Source organism: Akkermansia sp. RCC_12PD, from assembly GCF_036417355.1.
In the GTDB taxonomy this organism is placed as follows: Bacteria; Verrucomicrobiota; Verrucomicrobiia; order Verrucomicrobiales; family Akkermansiaceae; genus Akkermansia.
Genome location: NZ_CP143889.1, coordinates 1948272 through 1966746, shown reverse-complemented (window position 1 = coordinate 1966746; position 18475 = coordinate 1948272). Strand labels below are relative to the sequence as shown.

The 18475-nt window shown below is 58.2% G+C and carries 19 protein-coding genes; 8 read left to right on the top strand and 11 right to left on the bottom strand.

The window, feature by feature from the left end; genetic code table 11:
- The first annotated feature begins 194 nt into the window (after positions 1-194).
- The 4 genes from V3C20_RS08330 to V3C20_RS08315 all read left to right on the top strand — a co-directional run bounded on the left by V3C20_RS08330 (position 195) and on the right by V3C20_RS08315 (position 4644).
- Positions 195-3584 (top strand): PA14 domain-containing protein, encoded by a 3390-nt coding sequence (locus tag V3C20_RS08330; RefSeq protein ID WP_161981398.1) that lies wholly within the window; start codon positions 195-197, stop codon positions 3582-3584.
- Positions 3585-3806: 222 nt separating this feature from the next.
- Positions 3807-4211 (top strand): hypothetical protein, encoded by a 405-nt coding sequence (locus V3C20_RS08325; RefSeq protein ID WP_149873793.1) that lies wholly within the window; start codon positions 3807-3809, stop codon positions 4209-4211.
- Entirely contained in the window at positions 4208-4354 is a 147-nt protein-coding gene (locus tag V3C20_RS08320) for a hypothetical protein (RefSeq protein ID WP_153812557.1), read from the top strand. The genes V3C20_RS08325 and V3C20_RS08320 overlap by 4 nt, the downstream gene beginning before the upstream one ends.
- 65 nt (positions 4355-4419) lie before the next feature.
- Positions 4420-4644, top strand: coding sequence for a hypothetical protein (locus tag V3C20_RS08315; protein ID WP_130084451.1), 225 nt, complete (start codon positions 4420-4422; stop codon positions 4642-4644).
- Between the two features lie 105 nt (positions 4645-4749).
- Here the strand turns inward: V3C20_RS08315 and V3C20_RS08310 are convergent, their stop codons facing one another.
- Together V3C20_RS08310 and V3C20_RS08305 are read right to left on the bottom strand one after the other, a co-directional pair.
- Positions 4750-5991, bottom strand: a complete 1242-nt coding sequence (locus tag V3C20_RS08310) for an LL-diaminopimelate aminotransferase (RefSeq protein ID WP_130084452.1) — start codon at positions 5989-5991, stop codon at positions 4750-4752.
- A gap of 139 nt (positions 5992-6130) precedes the next feature.
- Entirely contained in the window at positions 6131-6826 is a 696-nt protein-coding gene (locus V3C20_RS08305; RefSeq protein WP_130084453.1) for a DNA alkylation repair protein, read from the bottom strand.
- Positions 6827-6931: 105 nt separating this feature from the next.
- Between V3C20_RS08305 and V3C20_RS08300 the strand changes: the two genes are divergently transcribed.
- The 3 genes from V3C20_RS08300 to V3C20_RS08290 all read left to right on the top strand — a co-directional run bounded on the left by V3C20_RS08300 (position 6932) and on the right by V3C20_RS08290 (position 9372).
- On the top strand, positions 6932-7585 hold the full coding sequence (locus V3C20_RS08300; protein WP_130084454.1) for a hypothetical protein: 654 nt from the start codon (positions 6932-6934) through the stop codon (positions 7583-7585).
- 94 nt (positions 7586-7679) lie between these two features.
- On the top strand, positions 7680-8975 hold the full coding sequence (gene eno / locus V3C20_RS08295) for a phosphopyruvate hydratase (RefSeq protein WP_130084455.1): 1296 nt from the start codon (positions 7680-7682) through the stop codon (positions 8973-8975).
- 28 nt (positions 8976-9003) lie between these two features.
- Complete coding sequence (locus V3C20_RS08290; protein ID WP_130084456.1) at positions 9004-9372, top strand: septum formation initiator family protein; 369 nt, start codon at positions 9004-9006, stop codon at positions 9370-9372.
- A gap of 200 nt (positions 9373-9572) precedes the next feature.
- Here the strand turns inward: V3C20_RS08290 and V3C20_RS08285 are convergent, their stop codons facing one another.
- The 8 genes from V3C20_RS08285 to V3C20_RS08250 all read right to left on the bottom strand — a co-directional run bounded on the left by V3C20_RS08285 (position 9573) and on the right by V3C20_RS08250 (position 16065).
- On the bottom strand, positions 9573-9722 hold the full coding sequence (locus V3C20_RS08285) for a hypothetical protein (RefSeq protein ID WP_153812555.1): 150 nt from the start codon (positions 9720-9722) through the stop codon (positions 9573-9575).
- A 161-nt stretch (positions 9723-9883) separates the two neighbouring features.
- Positions 9884-10618 carry a hypothetical protein gene (locus V3C20_RS08280; protein ID WP_130084457.1) on the bottom strand — a complete coding sequence of 245 codons (735 nt, stop codon included), beginning with the start codon at positions 10616-10618 and terminating at the stop codon, positions 9884-9886.
- 600 nt (positions 10619-11218) lie between these two features.
- Positions 11219-11779, bottom strand: a complete 561-nt coding sequence (locus tag V3C20_RS08275; protein ID WP_130084458.1) for a DUF4190 domain-containing protein — start codon at positions 11777-11779, stop codon at positions 11219-11221.
- Between the two features lie 310 nt (positions 11780-12089).
- Positions 12090-12473 carry a DUF2752 domain-containing protein gene (locus V3C20_RS08270; RefSeq protein ID WP_130084459.1) on the bottom strand — a complete coding sequence of 128 codons (384 nt, stop codon included), beginning with the start codon at positions 12471-12473 and terminating at the stop codon, positions 12090-12092.
- Between the two features lie 35 nt (positions 12474-12508).
- On the bottom strand, positions 12509-12967 hold the full coding sequence (locus tag V3C20_RS08265; protein WP_130084460.1) for a hypothetical protein: 459 nt from the start codon (positions 12965-12967) through the stop codon (positions 12509-12511).
- Positions 12968-13153: 186 nt separating this feature from the next.
- Positions 13154-13684 carry a hypothetical protein gene (locus V3C20_RS08260; protein ID WP_130084461.1) on the bottom strand — a complete coding sequence of 177 codons (531 nt, stop codon included), beginning with the start codon at positions 13682-13684 and terminating at the stop codon, positions 13154-13156.
- A 17-nt stretch (positions 13685-13701) separates the two neighbouring features.
- A complete protein-coding gene (locus V3C20_RS08255; protein ID WP_130084462.1) occupies positions 13702-14868 on the bottom strand; it encodes an 8-amino-7-oxononanoate synthase in 1167 nt (388 codons plus the stop codon).
- Between the two features lie 24 nt (positions 14869-14892).
- A complete protein-coding gene (locus tag V3C20_RS08250) occupies positions 14893-16065 on the bottom strand; it encodes a beta-ketoacyl synthase N-terminal-like domain-containing protein (RefSeq protein WP_161981397.1) in 1173 nt (390 codons plus the stop codon).
- Between the two features lie 417 nt (positions 16066-16482).
- On the opposite strand from V3C20_RS08250, the gene V3C20_RS08245 reads away from it, so the two are divergent.
- The gene (locus V3C20_RS08245; protein ID WP_130084464.1) at positions 16483-17817 is read left to right on the top strand and encodes an alpha/beta hydrolase family protein; all 1335 of its coding nucleotides are present in this window, start codon (positions 16483-16485) and stop codon (positions 17815-17817) included.
- Here the strand turns inward: V3C20_RS08245 and V3C20_RS08240 are convergent.
- The gene (locus tag V3C20_RS08240) at positions 17814-18464 is read right to left on the bottom strand and encodes an SDR family oxidoreductase (RefSeq protein ID WP_130084465.1); all 651 of its coding nucleotides are present in this window, start codon (positions 18462-18464) and stop codon (positions 17814-17816) included. The genes V3C20_RS08245 and V3C20_RS08240 overlap by 4 nt on opposite strands.
- Between the last annotated feature and the right edge of the window lie 11 nt (positions 18465-18475).

Genomic DNA, 18475 nt, shown 5'->3' with positions numbered 1-18475 from the left:
GGACCATCCGGCAAAACTTACTCCGTGCAAACGGGCAAGAGCAAGACCCCAGCACGCCATTCCCTCCCTCTTTTCTTCCCGTGCTGACAGACATGCGGCAGATTCCTTCATTTGAGGCTGGCACTCTGGTCTCTTTTTATGATAAATGGAACGGTTCAAATTCCAGCGCAATTTTCCTCTGCCTCTTCATTCTTATGTCCAAATTCCTCCTTTCTCTCTGTTCCCTCTGGCTTCTCTTAACGCTTCCCTCCTCCGCGAGCTGGTATGGAGATGAAGTTAAGGCTGGATCGGACATCATCATGGTGGACCTGCTCTACCCTTACTGGCCGGAATCCACCTACTTCTCCTGCTGGAACCTGGACATGTTCCCCAAGGGCGGCTACTTTTACGCGGGTGTGGCGGCCAACGTCAATGATAACACGAACCTGGAAACCTACCGCCCCTCCACCGTGTGGTCCTTCTGGCCTGCTCCGGTTTACGAAGGGCGCCAGGTGCGCAATGTGTACGTCAATCCCCATGTCTATGCCCAGCAATACGTGGGGGAAGGAGCCTCCGGGAAGGCCGGGGGCCGGGACGTGCCTTGGATCAAGACTAGGCAGTGGTACACCATGTTCATACGCACCTGGGGTGCGGACGAAGCCAAAAAGGAATGCTACGCCGGGTGGTGGATGAAAGACCAGGCCGGCAACCAGTGGCACCACATCGCCACCTTCCGCATTCCCTATGCGGCTACAGGTTTCAAGGGCAACGGAGGATTCCTGGAGGACTTCGGCCACGGAGGGCGCAAACAGCGGGAACTGTGGCGCGGCAAGGGCTTTTACAGGCACAACGGAACATGGGAAAAATGCGATACCGTCTCCATCAACGTCCCCAAGGAAGGAGGCATGAAATACAGCGGCTGGACGGTCCACCAGACGGAAAATGACTCCGTGCTGACCATGTCCTATACGGAAAACAGGCAATTCCCTAGAAACCTGGACCCGGGCCGCAAGCACACCTTCCGGCTGAAGCAGCCGGACGCTCCGGCCATGGACGCCATCATGGCGGAAGGGAAGGCGCGCCATAACGGAGGGCAGGTGATCGTGGACTGGTCACTGAAAGACACGTCCTCCCCCCAGTTCGCGTACAAGATAGAAGTATTCGACAACCCGCAATACTCCGGTACGCCCGTCCATGCCGTGGAAGAGCAAATCCCCCACGTGCGCACCAGGGCCCTTTCCCTGCCGCGGGACATCTCCCAGTGCTTTGTTAAACTCACCATCACGGACATCTTTGACCAGAAAAAGACCCTGGAACTGACCAGGGCGGAAACGGAAGCCCCCATGAAAGGGAAAGGGCTTCCCGGCAAGCACGACCTGTCCCCCGGCCTGGAATACAAATACCTGGAAAGCAAGGACGGCTGGTCTAAACTGTCGGAACTGGACTTCTCCAAACCAACGAGAACCGGAGTCTCCCGCGGATTTGACACTGCCCTGCGCGGAGCCAGGGAAGGCCGCTTCGCCTTTGACTACGAAGGTCTTCTCATCGTCCCCCAGAGCGGAGCCTATACCTTCGCCCTCCAATCCTGCGACGGAAGCCGGCTGGACATCGGAGGAAAAACGGTCATTGACAACGACGGGCTGCACAGCACCTCGGAAAAGCGCGCCTCCGTCTTCCTGGAAAAGGGGACGCTCCCCATCAGGCTGACCTACTTCAAGAAAAAACCGGAACACGAATTCACCGTGGCATGGGTGGGCTGGCAGTACGGCAACCAGCCCCTGGAGGCAATTCCGAGTTCCAACCTGATGCGCCCCAAACGGGCCGACATCCCGGAAGCCAGGCTGGACATGACCGGCCAGGGCTTTGAACGCATGCTGAAAACGGTCCTGTCTTCGGGACGGATCAACAAGGTGGAATACTACAACGGCAGCAAGCTCGTCTCTTCCTCGGAAAGCGCTCCGTTCACCGCCCCGCTGATGCTCTTCAACGGAGAAAACAAAGTGTGGGCACGCGTCTTCTACAACGGGAACCATACCGTGGACACCCTGGTGCTCACCATCCCTTCCCAGAGCCGTGTCGCCCCGGGCTGGGACATCATGCTGCGCGGGGAGCCGGGCCTTCCCTACGCTATCAGCGGCACGGGGAATGCATTCCGCTTCGTAGGGGAAGGGGAATACCTCGTTAATAAGAAAATCAAGGGGGACTTCATGCTGACAGCCCACATCAACTCCTTCAGCGACAAATCCCTGGACCCGGGCGGCGACTGCTGGGTGGGCATCATGGTGCGCAAGGATGCCGGAGCCACCAACTATGACGATGAAATAGCCGTCTTCCATACCGTGGGCCGCGGCCTCAGATGCAGTGCGGACTTCAGCGACTACGGAACGGGGCGCCAGTCCACCTTCGGCCTGAACAAGGAACATCGCTGGCTGCGCATCGTGCGGCGCGGCAACGAATTCACCTGCCTTACCTCCCAGGACATGAAAAAATGGGAGATAGGCATGCAGCGCATCATTCCGATGAAGGAGGAAGCCATCGCCGGCATCACCTTCAGAACCATTCCCGGCAAGGGAAAAGGCGTCTTCTCCGCCGTCGTGGACGGAGTTACCCTGAAACCGGCCAAACTCCAGACCCACAAAATAGCCTCCCCCATGCCTGCCGGAAAAATCATCGGCTACTCCCTCCTCTCTCCGGAGCTGACGGCCGTCCGCTACCGCACGGGGGCAGACCTGGTGGAACACAAAAACGGCGCCTACGTGCGCAAGCCCCTTTCCCTGCCCAGGGGTGTCAAAGCGGTCCGGTCCATGGCTCTTTCCGGGAACAGGCTCCTGCTGCTCGCCCCCACCTCCCAGGGGGGCGCCCTGTTCAGCAGCACAGACATGGGTAAAACATGGACCGTCGCCAATCCGGAAGTGAAGGTGGATCCTTCCCCGGCTTCCTTCATTGCGGGGGAACTCATCTCCGTCAATCCCCGCAACCCCCAGGAAATCATTGTAGGATCAGACCGGGCCGGACTGTTCATGAGCACGGACGGAGGCGCCACCTGGAAAAACACCGGGCTGGAAGGGGAACCCTTCACCAACGTCGCCTTCCATACCATGGTCCAGGGACGGATGGCCGCCCTGTCGGCCGACCGCAAGACCAATATGAGCAAAATCTTCGTCTCCACCAACAATGGAAAAAAATGGGACCGGAAAAATGAAGTGCAGGGAGCCGGATTCCTGAAAATCGTCTTTGACACCCGGGCCGCAGACCAACTCTATGTCTTTTCCACACTGGGCGTTTACACCTCCTTCAACGACTGCCGCACCATGAACCGGGTCATGCAGGGCCTCCCTGTCAGCCAGCCTACCCTGGCCATTGACAGAAGAAGGCTGGACGACACATTCATGCTGGCCGTCCCCCTGGACGGCAAAGGCGTGTACTCCAGCGAACGCAACGCCAGAAACTGGAAAAAGCGGGCGGACAAGGAAGATTGGGGAGCCGCGTTCAATCTGCTCATTGACACGGCGGACAACAAGCACATCACCCTGTACGCGGAAAAAGGCATCTATGAAAGCACGGACGAAGGGAAAACCTGGAAACAGGTCTATGTCTCGCGGTAAAACGGAAAACGGGGCAGCCAGCCATAACGCTATCATTTTGTCCGGCATGCCGGACCTTGGTCAATCCAAGTTAATGAGAGGATTTGACTCTGATACCCCCTTCCCTTCGTTGGAAAAACCATCTCTTTCATCCGCAACGGAAATGGGATAAACACGACGGGAATAACGCAGAAAACACCTCCCATTTCCGGCATCAAACGCGGTACCTCCTTCCTGTATGACGTGACCGTCACTCCCGGAGAAAACAGCATTGACGCCCCCATCACGGAGCGCGGTTCAATCCGCCAACCAAATCCCCTTCCGAAGGCTGAGCCGCCGTCATGCTCCTGGCCGGCCAGGGCGGAGCTCTGGTCACTGACCAGGAAATCAACAATGCCGTTCTGGCCCCATGCAGGAAACTGCCCCATCCGGCATGCGGGCCTTCTTCGCCATGTCCGGAAGCCATTCCCAATATGGTACGGAGCCCATGTGGACCTCTCCAGCGTCTCCACCAGTCTTCAGAAACTCCGCTCCTTGGTACTGGGCAGCTTCTTTGAAGATGCCACTTCCGTCCGCGCCACCGGGGACACATCCTATTACGGCGGCGGCATCCTGCCCCGCTATAAAACTTCATTTCCTGAGGCTTGAAAGGGCTTGTGCTGGAAGCCTCCTTCCAAGCGGGAAGGCCGGATGCGGACTATCGCAGCGGGGACTTGACAGACGGAGCGGGCAATCCCTCCACCTGCAACCTCTCCCCCCCTGCTACGGGGGCATGCCGGATTATTCTGTGAACGCAATTTTAACTCCAAAATCAGAATGAATTCCCCTGCCCGTTTCCTCTGAATCCATCAGAACGGTGACCGCGCTGACATCGGCCGGGAACAACATCAGGTTCCGTGCCGTCGCGTACAGACAGGACATCGCCGCGCCCAGCCTCCGCGGAGGGACGGGCATGGAGGAACTGGGAGTGGAATTCCAGCCGTTGGCGGGAAAACCAATCTTCCTTGGTCTGGGAATAAAAGGTTACACCGGCAAGCGGGATGAATTTAACGGCAGCATTCAGCTCCGCGCAGTCTTCTGAAAAACCTTCTGCATAAAACACCCCGCCGCGCAAATAGGAAGCGTCAAAAATAAACACCCTCCGCCCGGGCGGAGGGTGTTTTGCCATCAAGGCTGAAAACTCCGTTTATCTGGCAAACAGGGCGTGAATGCGGCGGCACACCTCCTCCACGTTCTCCCGTGAGTTGAACGCGGAAATGCGGAAGAAGCCTTCCCCCTTGGAGCCGAAGCCGGAACCCGGAGTGATGACGACATTCGCCTCGGCCAGCATCTTGTCAAACAATCCCCAACTGTCCAGGCCGTCCGGACAGGCCGCCCACACATAGGGCGCGTTTTCTCCACCCCACACGCGCATGCCCGCCTGGCGGCACGCATTCAGCAGAAGGGAGGCATTCCCCAGATAATGGCTGATCAGAACATCGGTCTGCGCCATCCCTTCCAGCGTGAACAGGGCTGCCGCACCGCGCTGGACGATGTAGGAGGCTCCATTGAACTTCGTGCTGGTGCGGCGGCTCCACAACTGGGAGATAGGCACCTTGTTCCCGTCGGCGTCATGGCCCTTCAGCTCCTTCGGAATCACCACATAGCCGCAGCGCACGCCCGTAAAGCCGCCCTGCTTGGAAAAGGAACGGAACTCAATGGCGCAGTCGCGCGCGCCGGGAATCTCAAAAATGGACCTGGGAACATCCGGATCCTGAATAAACGCCTCATAGGCTGAATCATACAGAATAATCGCATGGTTGGCGCGGGCGTACTCCACCCACTTCAGCAGCTCCATGCGGGAGGCTACCGCCCCGGTCGGATTGTTCGGGAAGCACAGGTAAATCAAATCTACATGTTCCTGTGGCAGATCGGGCACAAAATTGTTCTCCGGCGTGCAGGGCAGATACACCAACCCCTCGTAGGATCCGTCCTTGCGGGCCTCCCCCGTATTGCCGGCCATCACGTTTGTATCCACGTAAACGGGATAAACCGGGTCCGGCACGGCAATCCTGTTTCCTCTGCCGAAAATATCCAGAATGTTCCCCGTGTCGCACTTCGCGCCGTCGGACACGAAAATCTCGTCCACCTCCACATGAATTCCGTGGACCTGGTAGGCTTTCTTCGCAATCGCCTCCCTCAGCCAGAAATAACCCTGCTCCGGACCGTAGCCGTGAAAGCGTTCATGCGTGGCAAGATCGTCAACCGCCTGGTGCATGGCCTCAATGGCGGCCTGGGGTAGCGGTTCCGTCACGTCGCCTATGCCGCAGCGGATCAGCCGGCGAGCCGCTTCAGGATGGGCCTGGATGAACGCGTTCACGCGGCGATTGATCTCCGGGAACAAATATCCCGCCTGCAGCTTGAGGAAATGGTCGTTGATAATAGCCATGGTTGTAGTAGTAAGTGGAACCCATTCCATACCGTACACAGGAAGGAATCAAGACCGGGGTCCGGCATCTCCGCCCCTTCTGGTAAAAAATCTTCTCGCGTTTGCTGGGCACTCGCCGGAAAGAGGCGCTCCAGGGAATTCAGCGCCGTTTCATGCTCCTCATCAGCGCCTTGTCCTCCCGGCTCACCCTCAAAGACTCGATAATCTTTTGAAGAGCCTTGTTGTAAGAAAAATCAGGCAGGGAGGAACGCCGCAGGTACTTCAGCGTCAGCGCCGGGAACTTCACATAGCAGACGGAAACGGCCCAGGCTACGGCCATGGACACATAATAATCCCTGTGGAGCACCCCGTCCAGCAGGTCCAGCACGCGTTCCACGTAATCCTCCGTGATGAAATGGTCCAGCAACATCACCACGGCAAAGCGCACATGCCACGCATCCGGATGCTTCAAATACGGCTGAATGAAATCCCAGACCATTTCCGGATGCCTTTTGCTGAACTTCAACCCGGCGCAGAACATATCACACACAGCCCAGTTATCCATGCGTGGAACAAAACGCCCCACCCACTCCAGGCGCTCCTCCGGCTCCATCCGCGCCAATCCGGTCAGCATTCCGTCCAGCATCACCTCTTCCGCATACGGCTCTTCCGCCGGGTGCTCCAGCAGTTCCCTCCAGTCTCCCCGCGCCTCTTCCCTCGCCAGGCTCCTCAACAGGGGGATCCTCACCCCCAGAAGGCGGATAGCGCCGGGAATCAGGGAAGCGGAAAATTTCCGGAACTCCGGTTCTGCCAGTGCCTCCACCTTCTCCCGGAGTCTGCGTCTTCTCTCAATCATGGGCGGCATCCTATAAAAGGAGGGAATCAGGGACAAGGGAGAAAAAGAAATGGCAACCGACAGGCCATTATAGTAGCGTAGGGAGCAGCACGCACCCTTGTCCCTATGAAACAGCCCGGCCAATTCAACTGCCCCAAATGCGGCGCCCCCTTTTCCGCCGCGGATGTGGACGCCGTCCAGGATACCGTCACCTGCGGAAGCTGCGGCCATGCCGTCCCCTGGAACTCCCTGATCCGGGAAAACGAATCCCCCGCCCCCCTGGCCTCACCTCCCAAACATCTGACCATGCAGATGGAAGACGGCAGGATCACGCTCACCTACAGGCACTCCCGCTTTAAAGTCCTGCTAGCTCTGGGCTTCGCCCTCATCTGGGGCCTCATCACCCTCTTCCTTCTCTGGCTGTCCCTGGGACCGGCAAAAACGGACTTCGCCCTGCCCGTCTTCACCACCTTCTTTGCCGTAAGCGAGGCATTCATCATCTTCATTTGCGTGGACATGCTTCTGGGCAAGGTCGTAGTCCGCGCGGAACCGGGTCGCGGCGCCCTCTTCCGCGGCATCGGGCCGCTGGGCTCCACATGGACCTTCCTGCTGCCCATGCAGGCTGATGTGGCCGTGGAACGTCCGGGAGGGGATGGGGACAAATACCGCCGCATCTCCATTCCCCAGCCCTCCGGCAGGCCCTTCTACTTCTCGGGAGGAATTTCAGAACCGGACGTCCTGGAATACATAACCCTCGTTCTGCGCCGTTTCCGGGCCTGAAGCCACACTTTTCCGGCTCATTTCCGGCTCATGACATGCTCTCCGGAAACAGAGGACTCCCTTTTATTGTCCAACTGGCACAATAAAAAATTCCATGATAACCAACGAACTTGAAATTATTGACGTACGCGGCCGTGAAATCATTGACTCACGGGGCAACCCCACCGTGGAAGTGGACGTAGCCCTGGCAGGCGGCGCCATCGGGCGCGCATCCGTCCCCAGCGGAGCCTCCACCGGAGAGCATGAAGCCTGGGAGCTGCGCGACGGAGACTCCAAGCGCTACGGAGGCAAGGGCGTTCTCAAGGCCGTGGAAAACATCAACAAACTCATTGCTCCGGAAGTCGCGGGACATGACGCTACCCTTCAGCCCGCCATTGACAAAATCATGATTGACCTGGACGGCACGCCCAACAAATCCCGTCTGGGCGCCAATGCCATTCTGGGTGTCTCCCTGGCCGTGGCAAAAGCCGCCGCCGTGCAGCTTGACCTGCCCCTCTTCAAATACCTGGGCGGCCCGAATGCCAAGGTGCTTCCCGTCCCCATGATGAACATCATCAACGGCGGTGCCCATTCGGACTCCCCTATTGACTTTCAGGAATTCATGATCATGCCCAAGGGCGCCCCCACCTTCCGGGAAGCCTTGCGCTACGGTGCGGAAGTCTTCCATGCGCTGAAGGACGTCCTGCATGACCGCGGCCTGTCCACAGCCGTGGGGGATGAAGGCGGCTTCGCCCCGGCCCTGAAATCCGCGGACGACGCCCTGGAATGCATCGCCCGCGCCGTGGAACGCGCTGGCTACACGCTGGGCACGGACATCTTCATTGCCCTGGACGTGGCCTCCTCCGAATTCTACGACCCCTCCCAAAACCTGTACGTATTCAAAAAATCAGACGGCCGCGGCAGAACGGCGGAAGAACTTACGGCCTACTATCAGGAACTTCAGAAAAAATACCCCATCATCTCCATTGAAGACGGCTGTGCGGAAAACGACTGGCAGGGCTGGGAACATCTCACCAAAGCCATGGGCGACAACACCCAGCTCGTCGGGGACGACCTCTTCGTCACCAACGTGGAATTCCTCAACCTGGGCATCTCCCGCCATGTGGCGAACGCCGTGCTGGTCAAAGTCAACCAGATCGGCTCCCTGACGGAAACGCTGGACACGGTGGAGCTGGCCAAGGACAACAAATACTCCGCCGTCATTTCCCACCGCTCCGGGGAAACGGAAGACTCCACCATTGCGGACATCGCTGTGGCGACCAACGCCGGACAAATCAAAACCGGCTCCCTCAGCCGTTCCGACCGCATGGCAAAATACAATCAATTGCTCAGAATTGAAGAGGAACTGGAAGATGACGCAATTTTTGGTGGCAAAATTCATATCTTGTGATCAAAAATGCTTTGTTTGACTTAGTAAAATGCTCTGGAGACGCCGCTATTACCATCGTTTTACCTTGGCGGAACTTGAAATCCGCCGGGAAAAACGTGCCCTCATCGTTCAGAGGGCTCTGCGGCTCTTCGCCATTGTGCTGGCCCTGTGCCTGACCATGTTGCTCTCTCTGGTCTGCTTCAAGCCGTGGAAGGACCTGCGCTCCCTGGAACATGAACGCTCCTTCCTGCAGGCGCGTCTGGAAAAGGCGCGGGAACAGATGGAACAGTCCAAAAACGAATTCATCTGGATATCGCAGGACCCCCACTACTTTGAAATGATCGCGCGGGACAAGGGCAACCTGGCCCTTCCCGGCGAGCATATCCTCCGCTTTGCGGAATCCAATCGTCTTAAATAGGGCAGTATCCCTGGCGGAATGCTCCTTTTCCCAATGAAACAGGAGTCGGCTGGCCGCAGAGAAGGGCCCGGCAGAAAAAGGAAATTAAGAAATAAAAAGGCAGGCCCATTCCGGCAATTCCGCAATCGTGCAAACGCCTCCCCCAGCTCTCCAGGGAAGCCTCCATTCCTATCGGACTGCCGTATTCGATCATCTTTTTCCTAGGCACCGCGCCTGTCCACGGCCAGCACGCTCCCGCCCGCCATCGCTTCAAAGCCGATGCACGGCCAGTTCTCCGCCACATCCGTTGGGCACAGCACAATATGGCACCTCTCACAAAAATCCTGCCGGGAAAAATCAGCAGCAGCCATGGCCTCAGGATGATATGAATGTCTTCGGACTATTCCGGAGCAGGCAGATGATTGCCGTTTTCATTCACCTTGTTTTTTCGTTGAATGTTTGTATCCGCCGGGAAAAGGGGGAAAACTTCGCCGGGCTTTTCCTCAACCCATTCCCGGAGATGCTGCTGTTGTTATTCATCGGCGCCCTGGGAATTGGCGGAGGTACGGGGAATGCCAAGCGTGCGGCGTAGGCACCTCATCACGGAAAGCCGTGCAGAACGCGCCACTTTGTCCTGGTAGCGCCGGCTCAGGGAAACCACGTCCATATCCGCCAGGGATTCCGCAGACGGGAAAGTCATCCAGTTGTAATATCCCCACAGGGGACCTCCGGAGCCGCGCGTCCATGCCTTGGCAAGCAGCGGCGCCCCGTCCGGAAACAAAGCGGTAAACGCCCCCAGAACCACCGCTCCTTCCGGACACTTCATCGTGGAGGAAGACTGTTCCAAATGCTGAAGAATGGCCAGCAGAACGGGGGGCTTCAAGGCATACAGCTCATTGCTCAGCAAACCGGAGCGCAAACAGGTCCCGCAGAGCCCGGAACCGGAGCGGCCGAAGTTCCTCAGGAAATCGGCACACAGAACCAGATTATCCGGCTTGGTGCGCACCAGAACGTCCTCCGGATGCCGTATGGACTGGGCCATCAGGGAAAGGATGGAGGCCGCATGGTCTGAAGACGTGTGCGTTTTTTTCAAAAGCTTCCATTCTACGGACAGATGGAGCAATACTTCCTTCACGGTCTGGGGGCACGGAGCCCGCTCGTCGTCCAGAACGACGATGCCCGCTTCCGGCGTGCTCCAGCGGATGCATTGAACCGCCTCAACCAGCAGAGGGGCATTATTAGCTTTGCAGGGAATGAAAAATGTCATTCCCGGCCGTTCCGCAGGCATACCCTGCGCATATTCTGATATGGATTGGTTCATATAAATGATAGTTCAATTGAAATGATGCCTCGCATCAGCTCCATTTCTCCCATCATCTTTTGAAAACGCACCTTGTTTCCAGGGGCCTAGACCATTGATCCCAAGACTATTGAATCAATCATCAAGTGGCATGCCTCCTCCGCGGCAAGCTCTTCTTCCTGCAAATCCGGAGCATGGTACGAAATAAATCCGTCATCCGCTCCCAACCGTGCAGGAATCTTTTTCAGATCTCCATTCCCACGCCTTTTACGTTTTCAACGATCAACGCTGCTTGAGCATTCCCTCCAACTGCCCGCCCCCAATCGGACAGGAGGGACATTCCATGAATTTCCTGCTTCAGCACTTCAAGTTATTTTCCAGCCCTCCGGACTGCCCTTTCTCCATGATTCATCAAAGAACGCCCGCTCACATAAGAAGCAGCCACAGGACAAATCCGGCCCGTTCTGCGGAACATATACGGGGGTCATTCGCCATAATGCAGGGAATCCGAAACAGACACACTCAAAAATTGGAAAGATGGAGCCCGCCCTCTCTCTTCTCGGAAAATTACTTATCCTGCTCTTTGAAACGTTCCGGAACGGGACCTTCCAGCTCGGCGGTAGCTCCCCGTTCCGGAGGCGGAGCTACTTCCAAAAACGTTTCAGTCACGGTTTCCGACGAATCGTCCGGTTTGATCACTACGGAGACGACCCGATCCACCGCTTCACAGGAATCCGGGCACATATCCTTTTTGGCCTCATTCACGGCGCGAAGGGCAGTGCGCCGGAATTCGTGCGTATGCACATCCGCCTGCTTCATGACCGGAGCCAGAATCATCCCCTGGTAAATAACCGCGCCGATAATGACTACCAGAGCAATACAACCGCAAGTCAACGCTCCTTTGGCCATACAGTAGGTTCTATTGTCATAGCGTCTTACCGCGACGACTCCCAGAATCACGGATAAAATGGCGCAAAGCAGCCCGGGAATAACTGCCACCCAACCCAGACATGGAAGAAAGGCGAGAATTGCAAGCACCAATCCGATAATACCTAAAACCAGTGCCGCAATCGGCGAAACAGCTTCGCGAACAGGACGAATCCCGTCCAAATCATTTGACTTGTCCATAATTCATTTTTTCATTGGCATTCCCCATCCGGGAAACACTCTTGAAATTAAAGAATTCAGACAAAAACTGTCAAGGTGCCTTTCCGTTACACAAAAAGCGCCCTGGTTGTTTTCAGAGACATCAGGTCCCCTGCAAATCTTCGCTGGATGTGCCGCAACATCCGGAAATAAAAACAATTATTGAAATTTAAGAAATGTTGGAAATCAGGATTTCCTGTCTTATGCTCCCCTTCTCTTCATGACGGGAATTAAATGAAAGAACATGACGTCACAGCCGGGCAAACAAGGAAAATCCCTGAAATGGCCCCCTTCACCGCTCCCGCTGGCCTGAATCCATATCCTTTTCTCTGTATCTCTTCATCAACATCCACAACACGTAAATCACGGCGGCTCCGCCGTTGAGCAGGCCAATGGAAAACCAGAACGGGGCTCCCCTGTTCCATTCCCACGCCTCGCGTACATGGCCGTTCGCCATTTCTGCATAACCGCGGGTCATGCCGCACAGAGGACATTCCTGATGGGGCACGGCAACGGCAGCGGCTATGGAATTCATCCCTCCCGGACTAATCAGCAAAGCCATGACGGAAGGGATCAGCAGCATAAGGGATAATCCCGCCCACACGGGGAGCCATACTTTCCTGATCATGCCGAACAAATCATGGCGGGAATGCCTGGCATCCCCGCCATGTAACATATAAATGATCCGGGGAAAAACCTCTTGCCCGGCTTTTAAAGAGTATCGGACGTTTCTCCCCTTTCGGCGGCAGGCGCAGCGGGAACAGCAGGAGCGGGAGCCTGCGGCCTCCGGAGGGATTCCCCTTCCTTCGGAACTTCCTTGGTCGAATTATCCATGATCTTCTGAAATTCCACGCTGTGTTCTTCCGCAAAGGCGGAAGCGGAGCTGACCATCCATATCTGGGCGCCGCAGGCCATCAACGTCAGCACTACGGCAATAATGGAAACGACAAGCGCGCCCTTGGGAGAGCCCTTGCTTGCGGCCACAATACTCATAATCAACGCGATAATGGCAAGAAGGCCGGCCGGGATCAGGGCCACCCAGCCCAGGCACGGGAAAAAGCCTATCAATGCAAGAACCAGGGCAATAATGCCGAGGACCAGGGCAGCCGTGCAGGAAGGGGAACCACTGCAGCAGGACGGATTTTGGGGGAAAGAGGGATCGTTCATCATCGTATTATTCCTATATGGGGTTGTTGAAATTCCTTCTTGGAATCGTTGTGTCCGTCCTACTGGAATATCTATCTCCTGTCAAGATGCAAGCTCTGGCATCCCGGCGCGCCTGACTTGAAAAAGAACCCGTAAAAACATCCAGGGGGACATATCGCCTTTCTAACCGGGTTCTCCTTATGACACTGCTTAAAGCAGCAGATAACCCGCCGCAACGGCGCCAATACCCAGCGCGGCGCTGAACAACATCAACCTACGCTTGCTGCGGCTTCTCCACATCAGGGCGACGCCTGTCACATAAGCCGCCAGCAGGGAAAAAGCGGCCCCCCCGCCCAGAAAAGTAAACCACCATCCGGCCTTCCCCTTATGTACCAGCAGCAATTTGGAATACACCCCCGGAGACACCATCTCCGCGCGGAGCGCATCCCCCTTCCTGATCAACAACACATGGTCATCCGTCAAAGGGCCGAGCACGTAATTCCCCTTGAATGGACGCACTTTCCCCTCCGGCAGCGTGGCTCCGCGCCGTTCCAGCTCCCGGAGGGAGGCTTCGTAGGGAGGACGGTCGGTGCCGTCCAGCTCATGCACCGTCACGGTGGAGGTAAAATTCTCATCCGTACCGGCCAGATAAAGCAGGCCGGTGACGGCATACACCACCACCATGGGAAGAAAAAACAGGCTCAGCACCAAATGCAGGGAACGGCAGGAAAAAACATTCATAACGAGTGATGAAAACTTTAATGCACGCGCCCCAGCAAATCCGCCAGTCTTTTCCCCAGCGCTTCTATCTGTTCGGGCTGGTGGGCCGCCGTCACCGTGATGCGCAACCGGGCCGTTCCGCGCGGCACGGTTGGGTAGCGTATGGCGGGAGCCAGAAAACCTTGTTCCAGCAGCTCCTGCGCTGCAGAAAGGGCCGCCCCGTTCTCACCGATCACGACCGGAAAGATGGAAGAAACGGGCCGTCCCGGCATACCCAGGGCTCCGGAAAGAGCATCCGCCAGAGTGGAAACATGCCGGCGCAGCTCCTTCCCCTCCTCCCCGCTGATGATCCGTACCGCTGCCAGGGCGGCTGCGGCCAGCGCTGGAGGCGGAGCCGTGGAATAAATCAGGGAGCGGGCGGAATTGATCATCACATCAGCCCATGCCCGGGAACAGGCCACATATCCTCCGCTCAGCCCGGCCGCCTTGCTCAGCGTACCCATCTGGAAATCCACTCCGGAGGAAACCCCCAGCTCTTCCGCCAGCCCGGCTCCATGTTCACCCAGTACGCCGAATCCGTGGGCCTCGTCCACCAGCAGCAAGGCGCCGAACTCCTCCTTCAGACGCACGATCTCCTGAAGAGGCGCGCGATCCCCGTCCATGCTGAAGACGGATTCAGTCACCACCAGGATTCCTCCGGAAGGATTCGTGCTCCGCAGGTACTCCAGTTTTTTCCGCAACGATTCCATATCGTTATGCAGGAATGTGGACAAACGGGCTCCGGACAGCCGCGCCCCGTCAATCAGGCTGGCGTGGGACAGCTTATCCATGACCACCGTATCCTCCCGGCCCGCAATGGAGGTAATCACTCCCAGCGAGGTAGCGTAACCGGAGGAAAAGCTGACGGCCGCTTCAGTCCCCTTCAAAACGGCCAGGGCCTCTTCCAGCCTGGAATGCGCACGGCGCGTTCCCGTTACCAGGCGGGAAGCCATGGCCCCCGCCCCGCCGTCGCGCGCGCCTTTGGCAAAAGCCTCCACCAGAGCCGGATGATGTGCCAGCCCCAGATAATCGTTGCTGGCCAGATTCACCACTTCCCGGCCATCCTCCATGCGGGCCATCCCGCCGGGCAGGCATTCCACATTCCGCAGAACGCGCAGCAGCCCCGCGGACTTCAACTCTGATAAAAACCGTTCAGGATTTCTCATACTCAGATATATTGGAGACAGCAATCAGGCATCCACGGACAAACTCAGCACCACGTTATGGCCGCCCATGGACGCGGCGGACTTGACCAGCAAACGTTCTCCGTCCAGCGCTGTTTCCGCCGCCGGAACGGCCCCTCCGCACGGAGAACTCACCCAGCCGGGATTGGGAGGCAGGCTTCCTTCACGCACAAAAGCCAGCATCAGCGCCAACTCCAGAATGCCGCTGCCGCCGATCGCATGGCCCGTCCACGGCTTCATCATCCTCAGGTCCGGCAGGCTGTCCCGGCTAAAAACAAGCTCCAGGGCATTCCGTTCGGACAGGGCATTCCCCGCCGTACCGCTGGCATGGGGACACACGGTCAGGGGCACCCTTCCATCCCATCCCTTCAGAACCCTTTCAAGCAGCTCCGCAATGCGCTTCCCGTCGGACGGCATGCCCAGCGGACTGAACGCGTCGGAATTCACCACATAATCCCTCAAATGAATACCCGGCTCCGCAGATATTTCCAGAGCAACGGCAGCCCCTCCTTCGGAAATGCACATCCCGTCCGCACCGGAACCATAGGGATCGTTCATGCCGTTGCGGGACAACATGCCGGAAGCCCAGTACGTCCCCAGCAGCTCCCGGCACAAGGGAAGGTCCAGCCCCACAGCCAGGGCCCGCTTCACGATACCCTGCCGCATCAGCATGGCCGCCATCCCCACGGCATCCAGCCCGGCGGCGCAGCCGCTTGCCAGCACATGGTAGGGACCGTGAATGCCCAGTTCAATGCTCACGCAGGAAGCCAGCTCGCTGTGCAGGGAATTGGGCACGGCCAGAATCTTCATGGGCCGCCTGCCGGGCCACGGACTCAGCCAGCCGGAGGCATTCCCGCGGGAACTGCCTACAATCAGCGCGGCGTCCTCCAGCTCGTGCGGCCCCCATCCGGCTTCCTCCACGGCCTGGCGGGCCAGAAGAAGGGCCAACTGGGACGCCGGGCCGTTCCGGCGGCTGCACAACATGCCCCGCTCCGGAATCCAGCCGCTGCGGACATCACCCCAGGGATGCCCCGCACCCCACAACTCCTTCAACGGCTTCAACACCTGGAGTCCCTGCCGGACGCCGCTGACATGAGCCTCCGCGCCCAGCCCGAATGCGGAAGCCAGGCCAAGCCCGCAAACCCGCGGTTCCGCACAGCTGTTCCCCTCCGAAATCATGACCCGGGAAAAGTACCCCTCCGCCGCCCCGGAAACAAGCCCCGAATACGTCGGGAATGAAAGGCAATCCATAAATATCTACGGCAAGGCGAAAAGCCGAACTCATGGACACTACGGAAACTTTACGGCGGTATCTGCCTGCTCTTGCGGAACATCTCCCTTCCGGCATAACCAGGGGGACTGAAAAGCCTTAGCTTCCCCATCTTCGTTACTTCTCTTGACTCCCCTCCACAGGACAGGGGAAGAATAATCAGCCGCAAAAAACGGAAAACACAGGGAGGAAGGCATTCTTCCCCCAATGCGGGAAATATTTCACGGAAGGCATCAGCTTTCTCCGCTTTCCCACTCACAACGGATGAAAAACAGACCAGTCCAGCCTTCTTGAAAAACCGGAAAAACCGTGGCAAACTCTCCTCCATGCCCTTGCAAACACTCTTCCGCAGCACCCTTCTTCTCGCCTGCTGCCTGCCGGCATGGGCCGCCTCTCCCTCCCCAACGGCCTTCCAGCCTTCCGAATGGGCTGTCCTCCAATCGCCGCGCGCGGACCGTCGCCATACCTCCTCCCGCGGCATTGTCCAAACCATGCTGGAACAAGTGCGCCCGGCATGCGCCTTTCAGCCCGGCATGCCCCCTGAAAACTTCCCTTCATGGCGGGAACAGGTGCGCCAGGCCATGAAAAAGCTGATGAAATTCCCGGCCTCGCAGGAAATACAGCCCCCCAGGCTCGTCAAAACCGTTTCACGGCAGGGATACAGGGTGGAAAAATGGGAAAGCTATCCTTTCCCGAACGCCGCCGTACCGTTTCTGGTACTCGTACCGGACTCCGCCACACCGCAGCGCCCGGCACCCGTCCTCTTCTGCATTCCCGGGTCGGACCAGACCAAGGAGGAATTGGCGGCGGAAACATCCGCGGAACTGGAAAACTCCCCCCTTCCCCGGCCAAGTCCCAACGCCATGGCCTGGCACTATGTCCGGGAAGGCTGGGTGGCCGTCGTGGTGGACAACGCGGGCGCCGGAGAACAGGGAGACGCGGAACATGCGGCCGGACGCGCCTCCCACGACTACGACAACCTGGCGCGCCTCCTGCTGGAAATGGACTGGAGCTGGCTGGGCTACACATCCTACACGGACCAATGCATTCTGGACTGGGTAAAAAAACTCCCCTTCATACAAAAAAGCCATATCATCCTCAGCGGCTTCTCCCTGGGCACGGAACCCATGATGGTTCTGGGAGTCCTTAACCCGGACATCTATGCCTTCGTGTACAACGACTTTCTGTGCCGTACGCTGGAACGGGCGCAAACCATGACCAAACCGTCCGCCAACGGCTCCCGCCCTGCGCCCAACTCCATCCGCCACCTGATACCCGGCTTCTGGCAGCAATTCGACTTCCCGGACATCGTCGCCTCCCTGGCTCCGCGCCCCGTCATCTGTACGGAAGGGGGGCTGGACCGGGACTTCGGCCTTATCGCGCAGGCCTACCGCATGGCGGGCAGGGAAGACGCCTTCCGCTTCCTGCACCAGCCGCGCTTTGCGGACCCCGCCAAACGCTGGCAGGGGGAACGCCTCCCCTCCGGACTGGACAGAACCGAATTCTTCCGCCTGGCCAACGTCGATCCGCGCAACCACTTCTTCAAAAAAGACGCCGTCATCCCGTGGATCAAAAGCCTCCTGAACGCGGAACAAACCGCTGAACGCCCCGCAGATTCACAACAACCGGCGGTAGCCTCGGAATCCCCGGCCACCCCCTAAAGAATCCGGCTGTCCAGATCAAAAACCTGCCCGGAGGCGGCCGTCAGCGCCTCCTGCAGAAACAGAAGAAACGCCGCCGTCTGCTCCGGCGTATTGAACCTGCCCAAAACGTGCCGGGACAAAGCCGCCTCCTTCACGCTTCCGCGCAATCCCTCCGTCATATCCGTAAGCATGAACCCCGGCAAAACCAGATTCACACGGATTCCCTTCTTCCCCCACTCCCGGGCCAGACTCTTGACAAGGCCTTCCAGAGCTGACTTGGAAGCGGCATACGCCGCCTGTGACGGCGCGGGCCTGTACGCGGCATAGGAACCGATCATCACGACCTGCCCCTCTCTGCCCTCCCGCAGCATGCCGGCCGCAGCGCAGCGGGCGCACCAGGCGGCCCCCCTGGCATTCACGCCCATCACGGCGTCCCATTCATCCTCCGTCTGTTTCAAAAAAGGGCGGTCCTTCGTCACTCCGGCGGCGCACACCGCCAGATCATACGCAGGCCGCCCCGCAAACCACTCTTCCACGGCGGAACAGTCCCCCACGTCCAGCTCCGCACGGGAGGGGGCGTCCACTGCCCATCCGGCGGCGGAAAAATGCGCCGCCACGGCGCGGGCCAGTCCCCCTTTTCCGCCGCTGATAAACACCCTTCCCATGCCGTGCGGTC